General features: G+C 64.3%; 21 protein-coding genes. 7 read left to right on the top strand and 14 right to left on the bottom strand.

From position 1 onward, the window contains the following. Nucleotides 1-239: 239 nt before the first annotated feature. Together lon and GGQ99_RS07715 are read left to right on the top strand one after the other, a co-directional pair. Nucleotides 240-2654, top strand: a complete 2415-nt coding sequence (lon, locus tag GGQ99_RS07720; RefSeq protein ID WP_108608453.1) for an endopeptidase La — start codon at nucleotides 240-242, stop codon at nucleotides 2652-2654. A 183-nt stretch (nucleotides 2655-2837) separates the two neighbouring features. After that, the gene (locus GGQ99_RS07715; protein WP_055971339.1) at nucleotides 2838-3110 is read left to right on the top strand and encodes an HU family DNA-binding protein; all 273 of its coding nucleotides are present in this window, start codon (nucleotides 2838-2840) and stop codon (nucleotides 3108-3110) included. Between the two features lie 73 nt (nucleotides 3111-3183). On the opposite strand, the gene GGQ99_RS07710 is transcribed toward GGQ99_RS07715, so the two are convergent. The 4 genes from GGQ99_RS07710 to GGQ99_RS07695 all read right to left on the bottom strand — a co-directional run bounded on the left by GGQ99_RS07710 (nucleotide 3184) and on the right by GGQ99_RS07695 (nucleotide 7185). Beyond that, on the bottom strand, nucleotides 3184-3603 hold the full coding sequence (locus tag GGQ99_RS07710) for a DUF6636 domain-containing protein (protein ID WP_343061694.1): 420 nt from the start codon (nucleotides 3601-3603) through the stop codon (nucleotides 3184-3186). 166 nt (nucleotides 3604-3769) lie between these two features. Continuing rightward, nucleotides 3770-4864, bottom strand: coding sequence for a M24 family metallopeptidase (locus GGQ99_RS07705; RefSeq protein ID WP_183261786.1), 1095 nt, complete (start codon nucleotides 4862-4864; stop codon nucleotides 3770-3772). Nucleotides 4865-4939: 75 nt separating this feature from the next. Continuing rightward, nucleotides 4940-6532: an ABC transporter substrate-binding protein gene (locus GGQ99_RS07700; RefSeq protein WP_183262388.1), complete on the bottom strand. Its 1593-nt coding sequence runs from the start codon at nucleotides 6530-6532 to the stop codon at nucleotides 4940-4942. Next, nucleotides 6532-7185, bottom strand: coding sequence for a helix-turn-helix domain-containing protein (locus tag GGQ99_RS07695; protein ID WP_404801198.1), 654 nt, complete (start codon nucleotides 7183-7185; stop codon nucleotides 6532-6534). Before GGQ99_RS07695 ends, GGQ99_RS07700 begins: the two co-directional genes overlap by 1 nt. Before the next feature lie 229 nt (nucleotides 7186-7414). Between GGQ99_RS07695 and GGQ99_RS07690 the strand changes: the two genes are divergently transcribed. Genes GGQ99_RS07690 through GGQ99_RS07670 form a run of 5 tightly spaced genes read left to right on the top strand, consistent with a single transcriptional unit; the run spans nucleotide 7415 to nucleotide 11400 of the window. After that, complete coding sequence (locus GGQ99_RS07690; RefSeq protein ID WP_183262387.1) at nucleotides 7415-8407, top strand: ABC transporter permease; 993 nt, start codon at nucleotides 7415-7417, stop codon at nucleotides 8405-8407. Beyond that, entirely contained in the window at nucleotides 8407-9312 is a 906-nt protein-coding gene (locus GGQ99_RS07685) for an ABC transporter permease (RefSeq protein ID WP_183261782.1), read from the top strand. Before GGQ99_RS07690 ends, GGQ99_RS07685 begins: the two co-directional genes overlap by 1 nt. Beyond that, the gene (locus GGQ99_RS07680; RefSeq protein WP_183261780.1) at nucleotides 9309-10139 is read left to right on the top strand and encodes an ABC transporter ATP-binding protein; all 831 of its coding nucleotides are present in this window, start codon (nucleotides 9309-9311) and stop codon (nucleotides 10137-10139) included. The genes GGQ99_RS07685 and GGQ99_RS07680 overlap by 4 nt, the downstream gene beginning before the upstream one ends. Then, a complete protein-coding gene (locus GGQ99_RS07675) occupies nucleotides 10136-10879 on the top strand; it encodes an ABC transporter ATP-binding protein (RefSeq protein ID WP_183261778.1) in 744 nt (247 codons plus the stop codon). Before GGQ99_RS07680 ends, GGQ99_RS07675 begins: the two co-directional genes overlap by 4 nt. Before the next feature lie 14 nt (nucleotides 10880-10893). After that, nucleotides 10894-11400 carry a GAF domain-containing protein gene (locus tag GGQ99_RS07670; RefSeq protein ID WP_183261777.1) on the top strand — a complete coding sequence of 169 codons (507 nt, stop codon included), beginning with the start codon at nucleotides 10894-10896 and terminating at the stop codon, nucleotides 11398-11400. A gap of 90 nt (nucleotides 11401-11490) precedes the next feature. Here GGQ99_RS07670 and GGQ99_RS26350 read toward each other — a convergent pair whose 3' ends face one another. The 10 genes from GGQ99_RS26350 to nadA all read right to left on the bottom strand — a co-directional run bounded on the left by GGQ99_RS26350 (nucleotide 11491) and on the right by nadA (nucleotide 21363). Further along, on the bottom strand, nucleotides 11491-12312 hold the full coding sequence (locus tag GGQ99_RS26350; protein ID WP_183261774.1) for a hypothetical protein: 822 nt from the start codon (nucleotides 12310-12312) through the stop codon (nucleotides 11491-11493). A gap of 126 nt (nucleotides 12313-12438) precedes the next feature. Further along, nucleotides 12439-12891 (bottom strand): aspartate 1-decarboxylase, encoded by a 453-nt coding sequence (gene panD / locus GGQ99_RS07660; RefSeq protein WP_183261773.1) that lies wholly within the window; start codon nucleotides 12889-12891, stop codon nucleotides 12439-12441. Nucleotides 12892-12921: 30 nt separating this feature from the next. Further along, nucleotides 12922-13905: a beta-ketoacyl-ACP synthase III gene (locus GGQ99_RS07655; RefSeq protein WP_183261770.1), complete on the bottom strand. Its 984-nt coding sequence runs from the start codon at nucleotides 13903-13905 to the stop codon at nucleotides 12922-12924. After that, a complete protein-coding gene (locus tag GGQ99_RS07650; RefSeq protein ID WP_183261768.1) occupies nucleotides 13902-15167 on the bottom strand; it encodes an adenosylmethionine--8-amino-7-oxononanoate transaminase in 1266 nt (421 codons plus the stop codon). The genes GGQ99_RS07655 and GGQ99_RS07650 overlap by 4 nt, the downstream gene beginning before the upstream one ends. Continuing rightward, nucleotides 15164-15802: a dethiobiotin synthase gene (gene bioD, locus GGQ99_RS07645; protein WP_183261766.1), complete on the bottom strand. Its 639-nt coding sequence runs from the start codon at nucleotides 15800-15802 to the stop codon at nucleotides 15164-15166. Before bioD ends, GGQ99_RS07650 begins: the two co-directional genes overlap by 4 nt. Next, a complete protein-coding gene (locus tag GGQ99_RS07640) occupies nucleotides 15799-16935 on the bottom strand; it encodes an aminotransferase class I/II-fold pyridoxal phosphate-dependent enzyme (protein ID WP_183261764.1) in 1137 nt (378 codons plus the stop codon). Before GGQ99_RS07640 ends, bioD begins: the two co-directional genes overlap by 4 nt. Next, nucleotides 16932-17930 (bottom strand): biotin synthase BioB, encoded by a 999-nt coding sequence (bioB, locus tag GGQ99_RS07635; protein WP_183261762.1) that lies wholly within the window; start codon nucleotides 17928-17930, stop codon nucleotides 16932-16934. Before bioB ends, GGQ99_RS07640 begins: the two co-directional genes overlap by 4 nt. 62 nt (nucleotides 17931-17992) lie before the next feature. Further along, complete coding sequence (gene nadC, locus GGQ99_RS07630; RefSeq protein ID WP_108608438.1) at nucleotides 17993-18844, bottom strand: carboxylating nicotinate-nucleotide diphosphorylase; 852 nt, start codon at nucleotides 18842-18844, stop codon at nucleotides 17993-17995. 3 nt (nucleotides 18845-18847) lie between these two features. After that, complete coding sequence (locus GGQ99_RS07625; RefSeq protein WP_183261761.1) at nucleotides 18848-20392, bottom strand: L-aspartate oxidase; 1545 nt, start codon at nucleotides 20390-20392, stop codon at nucleotides 18848-18850. Next, nucleotides 20389-21363, bottom strand: a complete 975-nt coding sequence (gene nadA / locus GGQ99_RS07620; RefSeq protein WP_183261759.1) for a quinolinate synthase NadA — start codon at nucleotides 21361-21363, stop codon at nucleotides 20389-20391. The genes GGQ99_RS07625 and nadA overlap by 4 nt, the downstream gene beginning before the upstream one ends. Between the last annotated feature and the right edge of the window lie 72 nt (nucleotides 21364-21435).

Raw genomic sequence — 21435 nt, 5'->3', positions numbered from 1 at the left:
GAACGGCGCCCCAGCGGCGCCGTTCGGCATTTGGAACTCCGCCGATCCCGGCCCCCTACACTGCAGCGTGTTTGGCCTTGATGTTTACCCGGCGAAACTCCAACTAACGGAGAAGAGGCGATGGGTTGGCTTTCGTGCTGTAATGCCGCGCGGTAATCGGCGGTAGGCGGAACCGTCCATGGTCGTTAATATGAGATTCGCGGTTGGCCCTGCGCGGCCGCGATATGAAAGGTTGGACAATGGCCAAAATCTCCCGCTCTTCCAGCGAAGGAACCTTCGCAGTCCTGCCGTTGCGCGACATTGTCGTGTTCCCGCACATGATCGTCCCGCTTTTCGTGGGGCGTGAAAAGTCGATCAAGGCCCTGGAAGAGGTAATGGGTCAGGAAAAGCAGATCCTGCTTGCGACCCAGATGAATGCCGCCGACGACGATCCCGAGCCTGATGCCATCTACGACATCGGCACGCTCGCCAATGTGCTGCAGCTGCTGAAGCTGCCGGACGGCACCGTCAAGGTGCTGGTCGAAGGCACGACGCGCGCCAAGATCCAGTCCTTCACCGACAAGCCCGATTTCCACGAGGCCCACGCTCTCATCCTGAGCGAGCCGGAAGAGGAAGAGGTCGAGGTCGAGGCGCTGTCCCGCTCGGTGGTTTCCGACTTCGAGAACTACGTCAAGCTGAACAAGAAGATTTCGCCCGAAGTGGTTGGTGCTGCCAGCCAGATCGAGGACTATTCCAAGCTCGCCGATACGGTGGCCTCGCATCTCGCCATCAAGATCACCGAGAAGCAGGAAATGCTCGGCACGCTGTCCGTCAAGGAGCGGCTCGAGAAGGCGATGGGCTTCATGGAAGCCGAGATCTCCGTCCTGCAGGTTGAGAAGCGCATCCGCAGCCGCGTCAAGCGGCAGATGGAGAAGACTCAGCGCGAGTACTACCTCAACGAGCAGATGAAGGCGATCCAGAAGGAACTCGGCGAAGGCGAGGACGGCCGCGACGAGGCCGCCGAGATCGAGGCCCGCATCAAGAAGACGAAGCTGACCAAGGAGGCCCGCGAAAAGGCGGAGGCCGAGCTGAAGAAGCTGCGTTCGATGTCGCCGATGTCGGCCGAAGCCACCGTCGTGCGCAACTACCTCGACTGGATCCTGTCGATCCCGTGGGGCAAGAACTCCAAGGTCAAACAGGACCTCAACTTCTCCCAGGAGGTGCTCGACACCGACCACTACGGCCTCGACAAGGTCAAGGACCGCATCGTCGAGTATCTCGCCGTGCAGAGCCGCCAGAAGAAGCTGAAGGGTCCGATCCTGTGCCTCGTCGGCCCTCCCGGCGTCGGCAAGACCTCGCTCGGCAAGTCGATCGCCAAGGCGACCGGCCGCGAGTTCGTGCGCATGGCGCTTGGCGGCGTGCGTGACGAGGCCGAGATCCGCGGTCACCGCCGCACCTATATCGGCTCGATGCCCGGCAAGGTCATCCAGTCGATGAAGAAGGCCAAGAAGTCGAACCCGCTCTTCCTGCTCGACGAGATCGACAAGATGGGCCAGGACTTCCGTGGCGATCCTTCGTCGGCGCTGCTCGAGGTCCTCGATCCGGAACAGAACGCAACGTTCATGGACCATTATCTGGAGGTCGAATACGACCTTTCGAGTGTGATGTTCGTGACGACGGCGAATACGCTGAACATTCCTGCGCCCCTGATGGACCGCATGGAGATCATCCGTATCGCCGGCTACACCGAGGACGAGAAGGTCGAGATCGCCAAGCGGCACCTGATGTCCAAGGTGGTTCGCGATCATGCGCTCCAGCCCAAGGAATTCTCGGTTTCCGAGGATGCTATCCGCGGCATCATCCAGACCTATACGCGGGAAGCCGGTGTCCGCAGCCTCGAGCGCGAGCTGATGAAGCTCGGGCGCAAGGCGGTTACCGAGATCATCAAGACCAAGAAGAAGTCGGTGAAGGTCACCGCCGCCAACTTGGACGAGTATCTCGGCGTGCCACGCTACCGCTTCGGACAGGTCGAGGCCGACGATCAGGTTGGCGTCGTCACCGGTCTGGCCTGGACCGAGGTCGGTGGCGAATTGCTGACGATCGAAGGCGTGATGATGCCCGGCAAGGGGCGCATGACCGTTACCGGCAATCTGCGCGACGTCATGAAGGAGTCGATTTCGGCGGCGGCATCTTATGTTCGCAGCCGGGCCATCGATTTCGGCATCGAGCCGCCGCTGTTCGACAAGCGCGACATCCATGTGCACGTGCCGGAAGGTGCGACGCCCAAGGACGGCCCCTCGGCCGGCGTTGGCATGGCGACGGCTATCGTGTCGATAATGACCGGTATCCCGGTCAAGGCGGATGTGGCGATGACTGGTGAGATCACGCTGCGTGGTCGCGTGCTGCCGATCGGCGGCCTCAAGGAGAAGCTGCTTGCAGCGCTTCGCGGCGGCATCAAGAAGGTGCTGATCCCGGAAGAGAACGCCAAGGATTTGGCGGACATTCCGGAAAACGTGAAGAGCGGCATGGAGATCATCCCGGTCAGCCGCATGGGCGAGGTGATCAAGCATGCCCTCGTGCGCCAGCCGGAGCCGATCGAATGGACCGAGCCAGTCGACGTTCCCGCGGCCAAGACGGATGCGGGCGACGATGCCGGCAAGGGCTTTGCTCATTAAGCTGCATCTAAAGTTGCACAGAAAACAAAAAAGCCGGGCTCGCGCCCGGCTTTTTCATGTGAAAAAGCGCGGAATTCCGGGCTTTGTGAGCCTTTTCGACTTGGTTGTGCCAAAGCTTCTTTCTAAAGTCCGTGTCCTACCGGCTGAGTCTATGTCCCGGTTTTCTCATGGAAGGGAATTTGAATGAACAAGAACGAACTAGTGTCCGCCGTCGCTGAGGCTGCCAAGCTGTCCAAGGGCGATGCGCAGTCCGCCGTTGATGCAGTGTTCTCCGTCATCACCGGCGAACTGAAGGGTGGCGGCGATGTCCGGCTTGTCGGTTTCGGAAATTTCACCGTGTCAAAACGTGCGGAGTCCACCGGCCGCAACCCGCAGACCGGCGCGGAAGTGAAGATTCCGGCCCGTACGGTGCCGAAGTTCTCGGCTGGCAAGGGCCTCAAGGACGCGGTCAACTGATCGCTTTCTTGCCGACGCAATGACTGAAAAGCCGGGCTCGCCCGGCTTTTCTTTTGCCTGCGCGTGCGGACGATCAGTAGATCTCGGTCTTCGACCGGCTGATGAAGAAGCCGTGGCCGTCCTTGCGGGTGCAGCTCAGCCCGGCCTTGGTCGCCTCGCAGCTGAATGGCCCCTTCTTCCAGCTGTTGCCGTATTCGAGCGTGTGCGAGCCGTCGCAGCAGCCGGTGTCACCGACATTCTGGTAGCGCTTGGCCTTGCCGGCCTTGCCGAGGATGAAACGCTGATAGGTCGGCTCAATGCGGTCGCAGCCGAGTTCGGGGCCGCCATCCTCGGGCATGTAGACGTCTGAGCCGCCTGCCGGCGTGTACTGGCAGCCGACATTGCCTGAGGGCATGTTGAAATAGATCACTCCGCCATCGGTCGGGAAAGACTGTTCCGCCGCACTGGCATCGACGGAGATCAAGGCGGCCACCGCCAAGAGCAAAGAACGCACAGTCCCCTCCAACGCCAATTCAGGCTGCTGGTTGAGACGATATCATCCGCGCTCGGCGGTTGAAAAGTATGCCGGCCGGGTGTCTGAAGCTGGCGGGGGCGGCAGGGCAGCTCAACAAAAAGGGCCGCTGTAGCGGCCCTTTCGTCATGCTCCAGGCAGGTTAGGCTCAGGCCTTGACCATGAACGCCTCGCGCGGCAGGTCGGACAGCACCTCGGCACGATTGCCGCGCAGGATGACGATCTCCTCGAGGCGAAGGCCGAACCGGCCCTGCAGGTAGATGCCGGGTTCGATCGAGAAGACGTTGCCTTCGCGAAGGATCGTTTCCGACGTGCCGGTGATGTAGGGCGGCTCGTGAATGTCGATGCCAAGGCCGTGCCCGGTCCGGTGCAGGAAGAAATCGCCATAGCCGGCAGCGGTAATGACGTCGCGTGCGGCCTTGTCGACCTCCTTGGCGGCGACGCCTGGCTTGGCGACGGCGATCGCTGCCTGGACTGCGCGTTCGAGCACGCCGTGCACTTCGTCAAAACCTTCGGGCTTGTCGCCGAACACGCCGATGCGGGTCATGTCGGAGGGATATCCGTCCTTGCGGCCGCCGATGTCGATCAGCACGGCCTCGTTCGCCCTGAGCTTGCGATCGCCGGTATGATGATGCGGGAAAGCGCCGTTCTCGCCGAAGCAGACGCTGACGAATTCTCCCGTGGCGCCGTTTGCTGCGTAGAAGTCGCGGATCGCCCGGGCGACTTCGAGCTCGGTCACGCCTTCTCTCAGCGCGGCGAAGCCGGCCTTCATGGCACCGTCATTGAGGACGGCATTCATCTTCAGCAGCGCGTATTCCGCCTCGTCCTTCTGGCCGCGCAGGAAGCTTACCGTATCGGTGAGGAAGCCGCGGGCAGCACCGGGCAGGGCGTCGATAACCAGCAGTGCGAAATCGGCGCGCATGGTCTCGTCGAGTGCGATCTTGAGGCTGTCGCGGTTGGCGCCGCAATCCTTGAGAAGCTTGGCGAGCGCGGCACCGGGACCATCCGCATCGGTCCAGGGATAGAAGGGCAGCTTGGTGAACGGGCGCTGGCTGTCGACATTGAGCGCCGGCATCAGGAAGCCAGCATGGTCCCTGGAGACGATCAGCAGCACGGGGCGTTCGTCGCCATGTGGCGACATGCCGGTGAGCCAGACAAGGTGCGAGGAGGGGCCGACGATCACAAGGTCGGTCCCGGTTTCAGCCATGCGTTCGCGCAACCGCGCCATCCGCTCTTCGTACATTGTCTTTTGCCTTTGGGATTGGGGGAGGGATGGGACCGCCCTTGATGGGCGGTCCCTGAAGTTCAGGCCGTCAGGTCAGTTCTTCTTGACGAGGCGGTAGTAGACGAAGTCGGAGGTTGCGCCGTTGACGTAGCCTTCGACGTTCTTCGCACGCGCCACTTGGGTCGCCGCCTGGAACATGATGACGATCGGCGACTTCTCCTGCACTTTCTTCTGCAAGTCGACATACATCGCGCTGCGCTTGGCCTGGTCAGGCTCGGCGAGTGCTGTCTTGGTCGCCTTGTTCAGCTCTTCCGGCACAGCCCAGCCGTTCCGCCACGTGGTGGTCGACTGATAGTGGTCGTCCGAGTTGTCCTCGTTGTAGGCGAACGCCTTGGCGTTGGAGTGCGGGTCCATGAAGTCGGGGCCCCAGTACAGCAGCATCGCCTCGTGGGTGCGGGCGCGGTACTTGGTGATCACCTGCGAGCCGGTGCCCGGGATGATCTCGAAGTTGATGCCGGCTTCCGCGAAGCTTGCCTGCAGCGACTGCGCCATGTCGGTAAACGGCGTCGAGTTGATGACGTCGAGCGTGACGGTGATCGGCGTCTTGATGCCGGCATCGGCCAGGATCTGCTTGGCTTTGGCCGGATCGTAGGTGTAGGGCGTCTCGTCGAGCGAGCCGGGGAAGCCCGAGGGCCAGAAGGCCTGGTGGGTCTGCATCTGGCCCTTCAGGAAGGTATCGGTCATGCCCTTGTAGTTGACCAGGTAGCGCGCGGCATCCCACACGGCTTCCGGCTGCAGGGCCTCGTCCTTCTGGTTGAACGACAGGAAGTGCACGGCCGCCTGCGGATAGGTCTCGGTGATCAGCGTATCCTTGCCAGCGATTGTCGCGATCTGGTCCGACGTCAGGTTCTTGGCCATGTCTACGTCACCCGATTCCAGCAGCAGCTGCTGGGTCGCCGCTTCGGCGACGTGGCGGATGATGACACCCTTGATCGCGGGTGCGCCGTTGAAATACTCGGCATTGGCCGTCAAGTTGATCAGTTCGCCCGGACGGAAGGTCTTCAGCACGAACGGGCCAGATCCTGCCGAATTGGACTTCAGCCAGCCATTGCCCATGTCGCCATTGGTCTCGTTGGCCTGCAGCGTGACCGCGTCGACCACCGAAGCGGGGCGGGCTGCGAGGACGTTGAGCACGAAGGCCGATGCGAAATCGCCCTCATACTTGACCACGACCTTGTTGCCGTCGGTCTTGACCATGGAATCGAAGTTTTCCGGCGTCCAGCCGAGCTGGGTCAGGATGAAGGCGGGCGCCTTGTTGAGCACGATGACGCGCTTCCACGAGTAGACCACGTCTTCGGCGCGCAGGGGATTGCCGGAGGTGAACTTGACGCCGTCGCGCAGCGTGAACGTGATGGTCTTGGAGGCGTCGTCGGCTGCCCATTCCTTGGCGAGGCCGGCGGCCAGCGTCTTGGTGTCGGCGGCGTCGTACTGGACGAGACGGTCATAGGTCTGGGCGACATATTCGCCCGACGAGAACTCGTAGGCCTCTGCCGGGTCGATGCTGACGATGTCGTCGATGTTCTGCGCCACCACGAGAATGTCGGCCGGCGTAGCGGCCAGACTGATTGCCGGCGTCATCGGCATGGCCAGCGCCGCCGCAAGCAGCGCGGCTTTGAACAGTTTCATCATTTTCTCTCCTTTTTGGTTCCCGGTTTCTTTGTCTCGGCCCGTGAACCGCGCAGGGCCGGATGCTCCGTGCGTGACCTGAACATCGGCAAGGTGCCGGTCCAGAGCATGCGCGCGAATTTGTCCGTGTCGTTGGACCATGAATGCGGACGATTGCCGCGGAAATGCAGGCTGTCGCCGGCCGTAAGCACCATCTCGTCGTCCTCGAGGCGCTGAGTGATCGAGCCTTCGAGGATGAACAGGATTTCCTCGCCCTCGTGGCTGACCGTCTCGGAGCGATAGCCTGGCGGAACATTGAGGATGAAGGAGGACAACACATTGCCGGTAAAGTCGGCGGCGATACGCTCGTAGACGATCGACGATCCGTCGACCGAGAAGCGGTTGCGCTGGTCGGCGCGGGTCAGCCCGTCCTCCATCGAGGGGGTGGCGATGAAATAATCCACAGCCACGTCGAGGCTGCGGGCGAGCTGGGCGAGGGTGCCCAGCGACGGGGTAGCATGATCGCGTTCGACCTGGCTGAGATAACCGACGGAAATGCCCGCCGCATCGCACAATTCCTGCAGTGTCAGCGACAGCTGGCGACGGCGTGCACGGATCAGCGCACCCACCTTTGGCTGGCTCGCCGTCGCGTTCTTGCTGGCCTCGGAGGACACGCTGAATTTTGCTCCCATCAAAATTTTTTTGATCTAAGCAAAATTATTTGTATAGTCCAAGTGGAATTTTGCTCGACAGACAACATCCGTGCCGCATTCGCAGCGCGGCCAATGTGGTAGGAACAGACACCGCGTGGCATCAGAAATCGACTCCGCCGCTCAGGCGCTTCCAACAGGGCCCGGCGGCTCGTCGCGCAATGCGCGGCATGCCTGGAAAACGCTGAAGAGCGTGCTTGGCGTCCTCGTCGCCGTCGCATTCACCTTCCTCGGCCTCCTGGCCATCACCTTCTTCATCGGCCGCGTCGTGCCGATCGATCCGGTGCTCGCCGTCGTCGGCGATAGGGCCCCGCGCGCCGTCTATGAGGCCGCGCGCATCGAGATGGGCCTCGACAAGCCGCTGATCGTGCAGTTCTTCCACTATGTCGGCAATGTCCTGACGGGCGACCTCGGTATTTCGGTGTCGACAGGCAAGCCCGTGGCCGAGGACCTGGCCCGCGTCTTCCCGGCGACCCTCGAGATGGCCACGCTCGGCATCATCATCGGCGTGCTTTTGGGCGTGCCGATGGGTGTCTATGCCGCCAGCCGCCAGGGCAGCCTCGTCGATCAGGTCATCCGAGTCGTCGGCTTGCTCGGCTATTCGGTGCCGGCCTTCTGGCTCGGCCTTGTCGGTCTCGCGCTGTTCTATGCCAAGTTGCAATGGGTCGGTGGCCCCGGCCGGCTCGACATCTTCTATGACGGCATGGTCGACCCGGTGACGGGCCTGATCCTCATCGACAGCCTGATTGCCGGTGAGACCGATATCTTCTTCAATGCGCTCTCGCACATCGCATTGCCGGCAGCCGTGCTCGGCTTCTTCAGCCTGGCATACATCGCCCGCATGACGCGTTCCTTCATGCTCGACCAGCTGGCGCAGGAATATGTCACCACCGCCCGCGTCAAGGGCGTGTCGGAGCGGCTGGTGCTGTGGCGCCATGCCTTCCGTCCGATCCTTGTGCCGCTGATCACCGTCATCGGCCTGTCCTATGCCGGTCTGCTCGAAGGGTCGGTGATGATCGAGACCGTCTTTTCCTGGCCCGGCATCGGCAATTACCTGACCACGGCGCTGCTCAACGCCGACATGAACGCCGTGCTCGGCTCGACGCTGGTCATCGGCGCGGTCTTCATCGGCATCAACAAGATTTCGGACGTGCTCTACCGCGTCCTCGACCCGAGGGCACGCTGATGGCGACGACACGTGACTGGCTTCTCGACGATTCGCCGTCCTCGCGCCTGCAGGCGCGTCTCGGCCGCAGCTACCGGCTGAGCCGCGCGCTGGCGCGCAACCCGTTGGCGATGGTCGGCGCGATCATCGTGCTGACGCTGATCCTGGTCGCGCTGTTCGCGCCGTGGATCGCCACGCATTCGCCCATCGGCCAGGATCTTGCCAACCGGCTCAAACCGCCGAGCGCCGAAAACTGGATGGGCACTGATGAGCTCGGCCGGGACATCTGGAGCCGCGTCGTTTATGGCGCGCGCATCACCCTGATGATCGTGGCGCTGGTGGCCGTTCTTGCCGCGCCCGTCGGCCTCGTCATCGGCGCCGTCGCCGGCTATTTCGGCGGCTGGACCGACCGCATCCTGATGGGCATCACCGATATCTTCCTGTCGATGCCGAAACTGATCCTGGCGCTGGCCTTCGTCGCGGCCCTCGGGCCTGGCATCCAGAACGCCATCATCGCCATCGCGATCGCCACCTGGCCCGGCTATGCCCGCATCGCCCGTGCCGAGACGTTGACCATTCGCAACTCGGAATTCGTCGCCGCGGTCGAGCTGCAGGGTGCCTCGTCCTTGCGCGTCATCGTCAACCACATCCTGCCGCTGTGCACCTCGTCGATGATCATTCGCGTCACGCTCGATATGGCAGGCATCATCCTGACCGCCGCCGGCCTCGGCTTCATTGGCCTCGGCGCGCAGCCGCCGTTGCCCGAATGGGGTGCGATGATCTCGCGCGGCCGTTCCTTCATCCTCGACCAGTGGTGGGTGGCGACCATGCCCGGCTTTGCCATTGTCATCGTCAGCCTCGGCTTCTGCTTCCTCGGAGACGGCCTGCGCGATGTGCTCGACCCCAAGCATGGAGACCGCCAATGAGCGCCTTGCTTGAAATCGAGAACCTGCGGGTCACCTTCCCGACCGCGCGGGGTCCGATCGACGTGGTCAAGGGCCTGTCGCTCACGCTCGGCCGCGAACGCCTCGGCATCGTCGGCGAAAGCGGCTCCGGCAAGTCCATGACCGGCCGCTCGATCCTGCGGCTGATCCGTGCGCCCGGCAAGGTCACCGCCGACAAGCTGCGCTTCGACGGCATTGACCTGCTCGCCCAATCGGAACGGCAGATGCGCTCTATCCGCGGCGCTCGCATTTCCATGGTCATGCAGGACCCGAAATTCTCGCTGAACCCTGTCATGACCATCGGCGACCAGATCGCCGAGGCGCTGCTGACCCACCAGAAGCTCGGCCGTGCCGATATCAGGGGCCGCACGCTCGCCATGCTGGAAGCCGTGCGCATCAACGACCCCGAGCGCGTGCTCGGCCTCTACCCGCACGAAGTGTCGGGCGGCATGGGCCAGCGCGTCATGATTGCCATGATGCTCATCCCCGAGCCGGACCTGCTCATCGCCGACGAGCCGACATCGGCCCTCGACGTCTCTGTCCAGGCCCAGGTGCTCGAGATCATCGACGACCTGGTCAAGCGTAAGGGCATGGGCCTGATCCTGATCAGCCACGACCTTGACCTGGTCTCGGCCTATTGCGACCGCATCCTGGTGATGCGCGGCGGCGAGGTGGTGGAGGAATGCGTCGCGGGCGAACTCCGCAATGCCAAGCATCCCTACACGCGCGGCCTGCTCGCCTCGATCCCGCGTCTCGACGAGGATCGCGAAGAGCTGCCTGTCCTGCAACGCGACGAGGCTTCGACATGAGCGCGCTGAAGATCGAAAACCTCGACATCTCCTACGGCGATTCGAAGGTCACTCACGGCATCGGCTTCGACGTTGCCGAGGGCGAGAGCTTCGCGCTCGTTGGCGAAAGCGGCTCGGGCAAGACCACCGTGCTCAAGGCCATCGCCGGCATGGCCAGGAGCTGGACCGGCTCCATCACCGCCTTCGGCCACGCCCGCACGCCGGGCATCGACCGCGGTTTCGCCAGGCAGTGCCAGATGGTGTTCCAGGATCCATACGGCTCGCTGCACCCGCGCAAGACTGTCGATGCGACGCTGAGCGAGCCGCTGGCCATCCACGGCGTCGGTGACAGCGGTGCGCGCGTCGACGAGGTGATGCAGTCGGTCGGCCTCGACCGGCGTTTCCGCTTCCGCTTCCCGCACCAGCTTTCGGGCGGCCAGCGCCAGCGCGTCGCTATTGCCCGCGCCCTGATCCTCAAGCCCAAACTGCTGTTGCTCGACGAGCCGACTTCGGCGCTCGACGTGTCGGTGCAGGCAGAAATCCTCAACCTGCTCAAGCGCTTGCGCCGCGAGCAGGGGCTGACCTATCTGATGGTCACCCACAATCTTCCCGTCGTTTCGTTCCTGTGCGATCGCCTTGCCGTCATGCGCCACGGCCGGGTCGTGGAGGTCGCCAGCGTTGACCAGCTCAAGCGTGGCGAACTGCAGGACCCCTATTCGCGTGAACTGACCAGGTTCAGCGCGTCTCATCCCAAGACTTGAAATAGAGGTACATCATGACAGAGACCAAACTCGCCGAGGCGCTCGTCGCCTTCGATGCCGCCATTGCGACCACGACCGAAGTCGAGGGCGTGTGGAAGGCCCTGCAGGCGCTGGCCGATGTCGTCGTCGGCGCCAAGCTCTTCACGGTGATGAAGCTCGACTGGGCCAGCGAGCTTTCGAGCCGCACCTACACCAGCCACCCGGACACCTATCCGGTCTCCGGCACCAAGCCGATGAACCGCACCCACTGGTTCGACACGATCCACGTCCAGCGCAAGCCCTTCGTCGCCAACACCATCAAGGACATCGCCGACGTCTTCCCCGACCACGAGACGATCTGGTCGCTCGGCTGCGGCTCGGTGCTCAACTGGCCGGTCTTTGTCGGCGACACCATGCTCGGCACCGTCAACATGCTGCACGAGGAGCACTACTACACGCCCCAGCGCGTCGAGGCCGCCAAGCAGCTGTCCCTGGCCGCCAAGGCTGCCTTCCTCGCCGTCGAGCATCTGGAACGCCGCTAGGTCCTCCGATGCCGTCATGACCGCGGTGTATTGTCGGCGCTTCCCCGCGCCGGCAGCCTACTTCACGAGAGGATCTAGGAGCAGCCCTCTCTAGGGTCCCGCGAGGATTTCTGCGAGCGGGCTGCCGGGTGGCGGGTTGAACGTCGGCGCAATCGAGTTGTTGTACAGGTGGATCGCGTAGGTCCGTGGCGTCGTGACGTCCTTGATCGACAGCTCAGCGTCGAAGAGCAAGTCGGTCATCGCTTGATGGACAGGATAAAAGGCGTCCATCGGGAGCGCCTTGTCTGCCAACCCGTATTTCTTGATGAGAAAGGTGAGCAGTTGGGGGCCAGTCGTCCCCCATCGGGTCCGCCTGATGTCACGCCCAACCCCTAATTTCATGAGGCGATTGTAGGCCGCTTTCTTAATTGGCGACCACCACGGGGCGATGAAATGTCGGCCGGAGGTGCACTGGACGAGGCTCTTGACGAGATCGCTGTCGGCTGGTGCTTTCAGCACCGCACAATTGATGACATCCTTCTTCTCCCACCCGAAAAGCCATTGTTGCTCGGGAAACGGCCGAACGCAGTAGACGTCGCAGTCGGCGTAGATGCCGAGCCCTGCCTCAAGCAGCCTGTAGCGGTAGATGTTTGCGGTCAGCGCCAGGCTCTTCTCGTGCTTGTAGGCCACGATCTCGCTCTGCGACAGCAACTGCGATGCGTCGAAGATCTCGACGCCATCGGGCGTGTCCTTGGGCGCGTCGAACGCGTGCAGCACCGTACGATGTCCATGTCGCCGAAAAGAGCGGATGCATGCGGCATGCAATGGACCGAGCTTCTCGCCGATCCAGATGAAATTGACGGTTTCGCCCATGGTGCCTTGCATTTGCTGGTCGGGGTCAAGCTGGCCGAACTGGAAGGCCTTCACGGGCACGAGTTGTTCCCACGACCGCCCGCACATGCCGTTGGTTGCATCCTTGCGGGAAATTCAGCCGCGGGGCAATAGAACGTCTCGCCGTGGGCGATGGTCCTCCTGGAGCCTCGGCGTCTGCTGCAAGCTCTAGTGGCTGCTCACCAGCGCGGGTATCGAAAGCCTCGCGCTGGTCTCGTCCAGGATCGAGAAGCTGTAGCGGCCGAACTGGTCTCGCTCGACCGAATAGGTCAGCCGGTCGGCGATGCGGTTGTCCTTGTCGAAGGTCAGCACGCGTGGCTTGAGCGTGGTGATCTCATTCTCCGTCACATAGACCGAGTTGCAGATGATGATCTGGTCGCCGGCCTGGCAGGTGCGGGCGGCAGCGCCATTGAGGATGCAGCAGCGCGAGCCGCGCTCGCCGAGGATCACGTAGGTCGAAATCCGCGCACCGGAACTCTTGTTCCAGATTTCGACGAACTCCATCGGCAGGATGCCGGCTTCCTCGCAATGGTCGGGGTCGAGGGTGATCGAGCCGTGATAGTTGAGGTTGGCTTCGGTGACGTGGATGCCGTGCAGCTTGCCGGCGACGATCTTGCGCATTCTTCCTCCTGCTAAGCCAGCGTTCGCTTCTTACATGCCCACCACCAGCGCACCGCCGGTCAGGCCCGCGCCGGCTGCCGAAAGCAGCAGCTTTTCGCCTCGCTGGAACGGCGCTGCCTGGTGCGCCAGCGACAGCGACAGCGGGATCGTCGCGGCCGACGAATTGCCGTAGTCGGCGATGGTCTTGACGATCCTGTCATCGGCGATGCCAAGCGACTTGCCCACCGCGTTGAAGATGCGGGCATTGGCCTGATGCGGCACGAAGCGGCTGACGGCGGCAGTGTCCAGCCCCGCAGCTGTGAGCGCGTCCGTCGAGCAGCGGCTCATCATCTCGACAGCCTTGGCGAAGACCGCGCGCCCGTCGGCGATGGTCATGCGCGTCTCGGCAATGTCGAGTTCGTCGGCGAAGGGTCGGTTGCTACCACCGGCGGGAATCTGGATCAGGCCATAGCCGGAGCCGTCGGCTGCCAACGACGCACCCAGGATGCCGTGGCCGGGGTCGTCGGATGGGCCGAGCACCACGGCACCGGCAGCATCGGCGAACAGCACGGCACTCGCACGTTCTGCCGGGTTGATGCGACGGCTGAGAATATTGGCGGCAATCACCACCGCAGGCTTGTTGTGCAGCCGCACGAAGCCGTCGGCGAATGTCATGGCGTAGATGAATCCGGCGCAGGCGCCGGCGAGGTCGACGCCACCGGCATTGGCAAGGCCGAGCCGGTGCGCCACCAGCGGTGCGCTCGGCGGCAGCAAGTGGTCAGGCGTCGAGGTGGCGAGCAACAGTAGCCCGATCTCACTTCGGTTGATGCCGGCAGCTTCGAGCGCCATGTCTCCGGCCTTGGCTGCCAGTCCCGACAACGTGTCCCCGGGTTCCGCCCAGAAACGCGAGCGGATGCCGGTGCGGCCCTCAATCCAGCCGGCATCGAGACCGAGGCTGGCCTCGATCTCGGCGTTGCCTACCTTGCGGCCAGGTACATGGTGGCCCAAGCCGAGGATACGGGCCGAGCGGTTCACGCGGCGCGGCCCGCGAGATCTGCGGCCTCGTCCACGGCGCCATAGAGGCGGTCGAGTTCGCCTGACGTCACGCAATAGGGCGGCAGCACGTAGATGACGTTGCCGAGCGGCCTGACCAAAAGGCCGCGCTCGAGGAAGAACGCCCGCAGCTTCGGGCCCACTTCGGCCAGATAGCCGGCCTTTCCGACGCGCAGGTCGAGCGCGGCGATGGTTCCCGTAGTCCGTATGTTCTCGAAGCGTGGGTCGCCTATGAACCGTGCGACCTTTTCCGACTGCATCCGGGTCAATGCCACCACGCGCTCAGCCACCGGCTCGTCGCGCCAGATCGCGACATTGGCGAGCGCGGCAGCACAGGCGATCGGGTTTGCCGTGTAGGAGCTGGAATGGAAGAAGGTCTTGGCGCGGTCGATGGAGAAATGCGCGCGAAAGACTGCCTCGGTCGCCAGTGTCGCCGCCAGCGGCACCGAGCCGCCGGTCAGCCCTTTGGAGGTGCAGAGGATGTCCGGCGAAACACTGGCCCGCTCGCAGGCGAACATCGTCCCGGTCCGGCCCCAGCCGGTCATCACCTCGTCGGCGATGAGCAGAGTCCCGGAACGTTCGGCGATGCGCTTGAGTTCGGTCAGCACCCGGGCCGGGTACATCAGCATGCCGCCGGCACCTAGCACCAGTGGCTCCAGAATGAGGGCAGCCGCCTTGCCGTCACGGCTCAGCGCCTCGAAGCTGTCGAGCGTCTCCTGCTCGCGTCCCGCCTCCGGGAAGGGGATGGTGTCGACCTCGAACAGCAGCGGGTCGTAGGCGGCGTTGAACACGCCGCGCGCGCCGACGCTCATCGTGCCGATGGTGTCGCCGTGATAGCTGTGCTCCATGACGACGATGCGCGTGCGTGCGTCACCGTTGTTGCGGTGGAAGCCCAGCGCCATCTTCAGCGCCACCTCGACGCTTGTAGAGCCGCTGTCGGAATAGAACACCCAGTCGAGCCCGGCAGGCGTCATGTCGGCCAGTGCCGAGGCCAATTGCTCCGCCGGTTCGTGGGTCAGGCCGGCGAAGATGACCTGGTCGAGCGTTTCGGTGGCGTTGCGGATCGCACTGACGATTTTCGGATGCCTGTGGCCGTGGGTGACGACCCACCAGGACGAGATCGCGTCGAGGATGCGCTTGCCATCTGATGTCTCGACATAAGCGCCCTCGGTGCGGACAATCGTCGGCGGCACAGGTTCCGTGGCGTGCTGGGTGAAGGGATGCCAGACGGCTGAACGGCTCATCGACTGGCCTCCAGGAAGTCGGCTGTCTTGAAATTCGCGCGCATGGCTTCAGCCAGTGTTTCGGGCGTCAGCTGGTCGAGCCGGGGCAGGCGGCCAAGCACGCGCACCTTTCCCATTTCGGCGATGGTTCGCTGTGTGTCGGCCATCTCGTCGCCGATGAAGGCTATTCCCAGTAGCGGAATCGCGTGGCTGCGCAACGCCTCGATGGACAGCAGCGTGTGGTTGATCGTGCCGAGCCCGGTGCGGGCGCACAGCACCACCGGTGCGCGCCAGCGCGCGAAGACGTCGATGTAGAACGTGCGCCGGTTGACCGGCACCATCAGCCCGCCCGCGCCTTCGACAACGAGTGGCCGGTTGGTTGTGGGCAAGATGAGCGCATCGGCATCGATCTCCACGCCGTCGAGTTCGGCGGCGCGGTGCGGCGACAGCGGTTCCTTCAGCCGCCAAGCTTCCGGCAACACACGATCCGGAGAAAGCTGGGCGAGCCGGGCAACGACCTGGCTGTCGGTCTCTTTCTCGATACCCGACTGCACCGGCTTCCAGTATGTGCCGTCGAGCAGGTCGGTGAGGCCTGCGGCGAACACGGTCTTGCCGATCCCGGTGTCGGTGCCTGTCACGACGATCGCCTGGCTCATCGGTCCCATTCCTCGGCAAGGGCGTTGAACAACGCCGAAACGTCGTCCTCGCCGATGTTCAGCGTCAGCGAGATCCTGAGCCGGGCCGTGCCTTCCGGCACGGTCGGCGGGCGGATGCCACGCACGTCGAAGCCGCGGGCCTGCAGGCCTTCGGCCAGCGCCACGGCGCGGCCGTTGTCGCCGACGATGATGGGCAATATCTGCGAGCCGCTTGGCTTGAAACCCAGTGCCTGTGCCCGTTTTCCTGCCAGCGCGACAAGCCCGGCCAGTTGCTCCCGGCGTTCGGGTTCGTCGGCGAGGATATCGAGCGCTTCCATGGCCGCCACCGCCATCAGCGGCGAGGGCGCCGTGGCATAGATGAAGGGCCGGCAACGGTTGACGATGTAGTCACACAGCACTGCCGGCGCCGTGATCAGTGCGCCGGAACCACCCAGCGCCTTGCCGCAGGTGTGCAGCACCACGACGTTGTCGCGGCCTTCGAGATGATGCGCCAGCCCGCGCCCATCAGGGCCATGGACGCCGGTGGCATGCGCTTCGTCGACGAACAGGAAGGCGTCGTGCCGGTCGGCCACAGCCATCAGTTCGTCCAGCGGGGCGCGGTCGCCATCCATGCTGTAGAGGCTTTCGGCCACGATCCACGGCCGGCCGGTGCCGCCCTTGGTACGCCAGGCACTGATAGCGTCAGCGACCGCATTGGCATCGTTGTGGCTGGCTTCCACCACTTCGGCGCGGCCGGCGCGTGCGCCTTCATGGGCACTGGCGTGGATCAGCTCGTCGAGCACGATCAGGTCGCCCTTCTGCGGCAGGGTCGTCAGCACGGCGAAATTGGCGACATAGCCGCCGCCGAAGAACAGCGCCCGCTCGGCGCCGAAGAAGCGGGCTGCCTTGGCCTCAAGCGCCTCGTGCTCGGGGTCGTTGCCGCGCAGCAGCCGCGAGCCGGTGGCGCCGACAGGCGTGCCGTTGGCGAGTGCGGTGGCAACCGAGTCGGTCAAACGCTTCGAGCCGGCAAGCCCGAGATAGTCGTTGGAAGCGAAATCGAGCCCGGCGCGGCCGCTGAGCGCCCGCAGCCGGCTCTTGCGGGCCAGCCCGCGCAGGCTGGCCTCGTAGCGGTCGAGCAAGGCTCGTCCATTCACTGGGCGCCGCGCTCCATCGGCTGGATGCCGAGACGGCGGAACAGCGCTGTGTCCTTGTCTTCCCCGGGGTTCTCGGCGGTCAGCAGCGTGTCGCCGACGAAGATCGAGTTGGCGCCGGCAAAGAAGCACAGCGCCTGCATCTCGTCGCTCATCGCCGTGCGCCCGGCGGACAGGCGGACATGCGACTTGGGCATCATGATGCGCGCGAGTGCGATAGTGCGCACGAACTCGATCGGCTCGATCGGCTCGGCTTCGCCCAGCGGCGTGCCTTCGATCGGGATCAGCATGTTGATCGGCACGCTGTCGGGATGCTCGGGCAGGTTGGCCAGCGTCACCAGCATGTCGACGCGGTCGGCCTTCTCCTCGCCCATGCCGACGATGCCGCCGCAGCAGACCTTGATGCCGCTGTCGCGGACATTGGCGAGGGTGTCCAGACGGTCGGCGAAGGTGCGGGTGGTGATGATCTCGTTGTAGTAGCGTTCGGAGGTGTCGATGTTGTGGTTGTAATAGTCGAGGCCGGCCTCTTTCAAGCGCTGCGCCTGGCCGAGATCGAGCATGCCGAGCGTCATGCAGCTCTCCATGCCGAGTTCCTTGACGCCCTCGATCATGGCAACGACGGCATCCATGTCGCGCTCCTTGGGGCTGCGCCAGGCAGCGCCCATGCAGTAGCGCGTCGCGCCGGCGTCCTTCGCCTTCTTGGCTTCGGCGAGAACGCGCTGCACTTCCATCAGCTTGGAGGCCTTGAGGCCGGATTCGTGACGTGACGATTGGCTGCAATAGCCGCAATCCTCGGGGCAGCCGCCGGTCTTGATCGACAGCAGGCGCGAAAGCTGCACCCGGTTGGGGTCGAAATTCTGACGATGCACCGTCTGCGCGCGAAACAGCAGGTCGTTGAAGGGCAGGTCGTAGATCGCCTGCGCTTCCGCGCGGCTCCACTGGGGATGCGCCCCGTTGATCTCAGTCGCGGCTGCATTGAGGTGCAAATCGGCGTTCATGCGCTCTCCATTGCCAAGATGTGTCTTTGCCATGCCCACCCGGGGCGGGACCATTGCCCCCGTCAAGGGGCCGTGTCCAGTCCAATATCGAGGATCGGCGCGCTGTGCGTCACCCAGCCGACCGAAATGAGGTCGACGCCACTAGCCGCAATATCAGGCGCCGTCGTCGGGTTCACCCGCCCCGACGCTTCGGTGATCGCTTGGCCGCCGACCATTTTCACAGCGCGGGCAAGTGTCTCGGGCGTCATGTTGTCGAGGAGGACCGCGTCGACGCCGAGCGCCAGCACTTCATCCAGCTGTTCGAGCGTGTCGACTTCGACCTCGATCTTCACCAGATGCCCGACATTGGCCTTGGCCCGCTCGATCGCCTGCTTCACCCCGCCTGCGATGGCGATGTGGTTGTCCTTGATCAGTACGGCGTCGTCGAGGCCGAAGCGGTGGTTGGAGCCGCCGCCTGCTCGCACCGCGTATTTTTCCAGCGCGCGCAGGCCCGGCGTGGTTTTCCGGGTGCAGACGATGCTTGCCTTGTGGCTGCGCACGGCCTCGACGATGCCTGCGGTGGCGGTGGCGATGCCGCTGAGATGGCAAAGGAAGTTGAGCGCGACGCGCTCGGCGGTCAGAAGTCCGCGCGCTGGTCCGCTGAGCGTGGCGATGACATCGCCGGCCACGAGCACGCTGCCGTCCGGTCTGGCGACCTTGATATCGATGGCTGGGTCGATGAGCCGAAAGGCGAGTGCCGCCAGATCGAGCCCGGCGACCACGCCCGGCTGGCGCGCCGCGAGCACGACTGTCGCCCGGTGGTCGGCGGGCACGACGGCCTCGGTGGTGATGTCGCCGGCGCGGCCGAGGTCTTCCAGAAGTGCTGCGCGGACCAGCGGCTCGAGCATGATCTGGGGCAGGGGCGAGAGGTTCATCTGTCAGGCGCTCCGTGCAAGCGGCGTGGCGTCGATTGCTGCAGCTGTCTCCAGTGCCTCGACCAACGTGATCTTCGAGCGGCGTGCGACAGCACTGCGAAGCGGGAAGTCGGCCCGGCAATGCGCGCCACGGCTTTCCTCGCGCCGAAGGGCGGCGACAACCATCATCAGCGCCACCGCCGCCGGCTCTGCGGCTGAAGTGCTTCCCCTGGCAAGAGGCAGCAGCGTCGACGCCGCATCGCGCAGGCTTTCGCCGTCGCGCAACACGCCCAGCGCGGGCGAGACGATGCTGCGAACCAGCGCGGGATCGGCGCGTGCAGGTGCTGCTGCAGGAATTGCGATGGTCTTCCGTTCCATGCTCGACGAGGCGGCCACGCTTTCGGCCACCCAACCCGCCATCACCACCGCTTCGGTCAGCGAATTGCTGGCTAGCCGGTTGGCGCCATGCAGGCCGGTCGAGGCGACCTCGCCACAGGCCCACAAGCCCGCCACCGAGCTGCGGCCTTCTGCGTTCACGGCGACGCCGCCCATGTGGTAATGCGCCGCCGGCCGTACCGGGATCGGATCGACCGCGGGGTCGATGCCAGCCTCGCTGCAGTAACTGGCAATGGTCGGGAAGCGGCCGGCAAAGCTTGCGCCCAGGCAGGCGCGCGTATCGAGAAACACCCGGTGCCCACGAGCCAGATGTCGGTGCACGCCGCGCGCCACGGTATCACGTGTACCAAGTTCCGCGCCCGGCAGGTCGGCAAGAAAACGCCGGCCCGTCTCGTCGATCAGTATGGCGCCTTCGCCGCGCACCGCCTCGCTGATCAGCCGCATCGGGCGCTGCGGTCCGTCGAGCGCGGTCGGGTGGAACTGTACGAATTCGAGATCGGCGAGTTCGGCTCCCGCACGTGCCGCAAGCGCCAGTCCCTGGCCGAAGCAGCCGAGCGGATTGGTGGTGTCACGGAACAAGCCGCCGACACCGCCGGTGGCGAGCACCACGCGACTGGTTGCAAGCACTAGGTCGCCCAATGCGCCCGCAGCGTTCACGCCTGCGATTGTGCCGTCCTCGACCAGCAGCTGCCGGGCTTCGAAACCTTCGACAACCGTGATTGATACAGTTCGCCTGACGGCTGCGACAAGCGCCCGCATCAACTCGCTGCCGGTCGCCGCGCCGGCTGCATGCACGATACGCCGGCGGCTATGCGCGGCCTCCAGCCCAAGATGCAGCCCACGACCCGTTGCCCGGTCGAAAGCGACGCCGAAATGTTCCAGCTTCGCGATTGCGGCAGGCGCCGCCTCGACGACGCGCCTGACCACGACTTCGTCGCAAAGCCCGTCGCCGGCTGCCAGTGTGTCGGCGAGATGCAAGGCAGGGCTGTCGTCGCTGCCGATGCTGGCGGCGAGCCCGCCTTGGGCCAGCGCGCTCGACGCTTCGTAGCCGAGCGGTGCCGCTGACAACAGCACGACCGGCTCCGGTGCCATCTCCAGCGCCGTCACCAGCCCGGCCAGACCGCCGCCGATGATGACGGGACGACCGGAAAGCGCGCGGAAATCGAAGCTCATACGGCGAGCATCCGCTCGACCGCCAGGCGGGCGCGGGCGGCAACTGTGGGGTCTATGGTCACGGCATGTTCGTTGCGCTCCAATGCCGAGCGGATGTTGCCGAGCGTGATCCGCTTCATGTGCGGGCAGAGATTGCAGGGCCGGATGAATTCGACATCGGGGTGCTCGACCGCGACGTTGTCGCTCATCGAGCATTCTGTCACCAGCACGACGCTTGCCGGCTTCTCCCTGCCGACATAGTCCGACATCGCAGCGGTCGAGCCGGCGAAATCGGCCTCGGCGACAACCTCCGGCGGGCATTCCGGGTGTGCCAGCACGGTGACGCCGGGATGGGCGGCACGCATCTCGCGGATGTCTTCGGGGGTGAAGCGCTCATGCACCTCGCAATGGCCCTTCCAGGCGATGATCTCGACATCGGTCTGCTTTGCGATGTTCTGCGCCAGGTACTCGTCGGGCAGCATCAGTACGCGCGGCACGCCCAGCGACTCGACGACCGCCTTGGCATTGCCCGAGGTGCAGCAGATGTCCGACTCGGCCTTCACCGCGGCCGAGGTGTTGACGTAGGTCACGACAGGCACGCCGGGGTAGCGCTGGCGCAGCAGACGGATGTCTTGGGGCGTGATCGAATCGGCCAGCGAGCAGCCCGCGCGCATGTCAGGGATCAGCACCGTCTTGGACGGGTTCAGCAGCTTTGCCGTCTCGGCCATGAAATGAACGCCGGCGAGCACGATCACGTCGGCCTCGACCTCCATCGCCTTGCGGGCGAGCGCCAGACTGTCGCCGACGATGTCGGCGACGCAATGGAAGATTTCCGGCGTCTGGTAGTTATGCGCCAGGATGACGGCGTTGCGCTCGCGCTTCAGCTTCAGAATGGCGTCGATGTCGTCGGAAAACACCGGCCATTCGATGGCGGGAATGACGCGCTGGACGCGGTCATAGAGCGAGGCGGCGGAAAGGGTCATGCCAGACATCGTCATCCTTATTATGCTCTAGTTGAGTATAATAAGGACATATGCTTAGCATGAGCATAAGTCCTGTCAAGC

The sequence above is a fragment of the Aminobacter niigataensis genome (assembly GCF_014200015.1).
Taxonomy (GTDB): domain Bacteria; phylum Pseudomonadota; class Alphaproteobacteria; order Rhizobiales; family Rhizobiaceae; genus Aminobacter; species Aminobacter niigataensis.
This window is presented reverse-complemented; position numbering and strand designations above follow the sequence as displayed.

Excerpts from the sequence above, each read along its gene's own strand:
- lon (WP_108608453.1), top strand. The coding sequence starts at position 240 with ATGGCCAAAATCTCCCGCTCTTCCAGCGAAGGAACCTTCGCAGTCCTG.
- GGQ99_RS07715 (WP_055971339.1), top strand. The coding sequence starts at position 2,838 with ATGAACAAGAACGAACTAGTGTCCGCCGTCGCTGAGGCTGCCAAGCTG.
- GGQ99_RS07705 (WP_183261786.1), bottom strand. The coding sequence starts at position 4,864 with ATGTACGAAGAGCGGATGGCGCGGTTGCGCGAACGCATGGCTGAAACC.
- GGQ99_RS07700 (WP_183262388.1), bottom strand. The coding sequence starts at position 6,532 with ATGAAACTGTTCAAAGCCGCGCTGCTTGCGGCGGCGCTGGCCATGCCG.
- GGQ99_RS07685 (WP_183261782.1), top strand. The coding sequence starts at position 8,407 with ATGGCGACGACACGTGACTGGCTTCTCGACGATTCGCCGTCCTCGCGC.
- GGQ99_RS07680 (WP_183261780.1), top strand. The coding sequence starts at position 9,309 with ATGAGCGCCTTGCTTGAAATCGAGAACCTGCGGGTCACCTTCCCGACC.
- GGQ99_RS07675 (WP_183261778.1), top strand. The coding sequence starts at position 10,136 with ATGAGCGCGCTGAAGATCGAAAACCTCGACATCTCCTACGGCGATTCG.
- GGQ99_RS07670 (WP_183261777.1), top strand. The coding sequence starts at position 10,894 with ATGACAGAGACCAAACTCGCCGAGGCGCTCGTCGCCTTCGATGCCGCC.
- panD (WP_183261773.1), bottom strand. The coding sequence starts at position 12,891 with ATGCGCAAGATCGTCGCCGGCAAGCTGCACGGCATCCACGTCACCGAA.
- GGQ99_RS07650 (WP_183261768.1), bottom strand. The coding sequence starts at position 15,167 with ATGAGCCGTTCAGCCGTCTGGCATCCCTTCACCCAGCACGCCACGGAA.
- bioD (WP_183261766.1), bottom strand. The coding sequence starts at position 15,802 with ATGAGCCAGGCGATCGTCGTGACAGGCACCGACACCGGGATCGGCAAG.
- bioB (WP_183261762.1), bottom strand. The coding sequence starts at position 17,930 with ATGAACGCCGATTTGCACCTCAATGCAGCCGCGACTGAGATCAACGGG.
- nadC (WP_108608438.1), bottom strand. The coding sequence starts at position 18,844 with ATGAACCTCTCGCCCCTGCCCCAGATCATGCTCGAGCCGCTGGTCCGC.
- GGQ99_RS07625 (WP_183261761.1), bottom strand. The coding sequence starts at position 20,392 with ATGAGCTTCGATTTCCGCGCGCTTTCCGGTCGTCCCGTCATCATCGGC.
- nadA (WP_183261759.1), bottom strand. The coding sequence starts at position 21,363 with ATGTCTGGCATGACCCTTTCCGCCGCCTCGCTCTATGACCGCGTCCAG.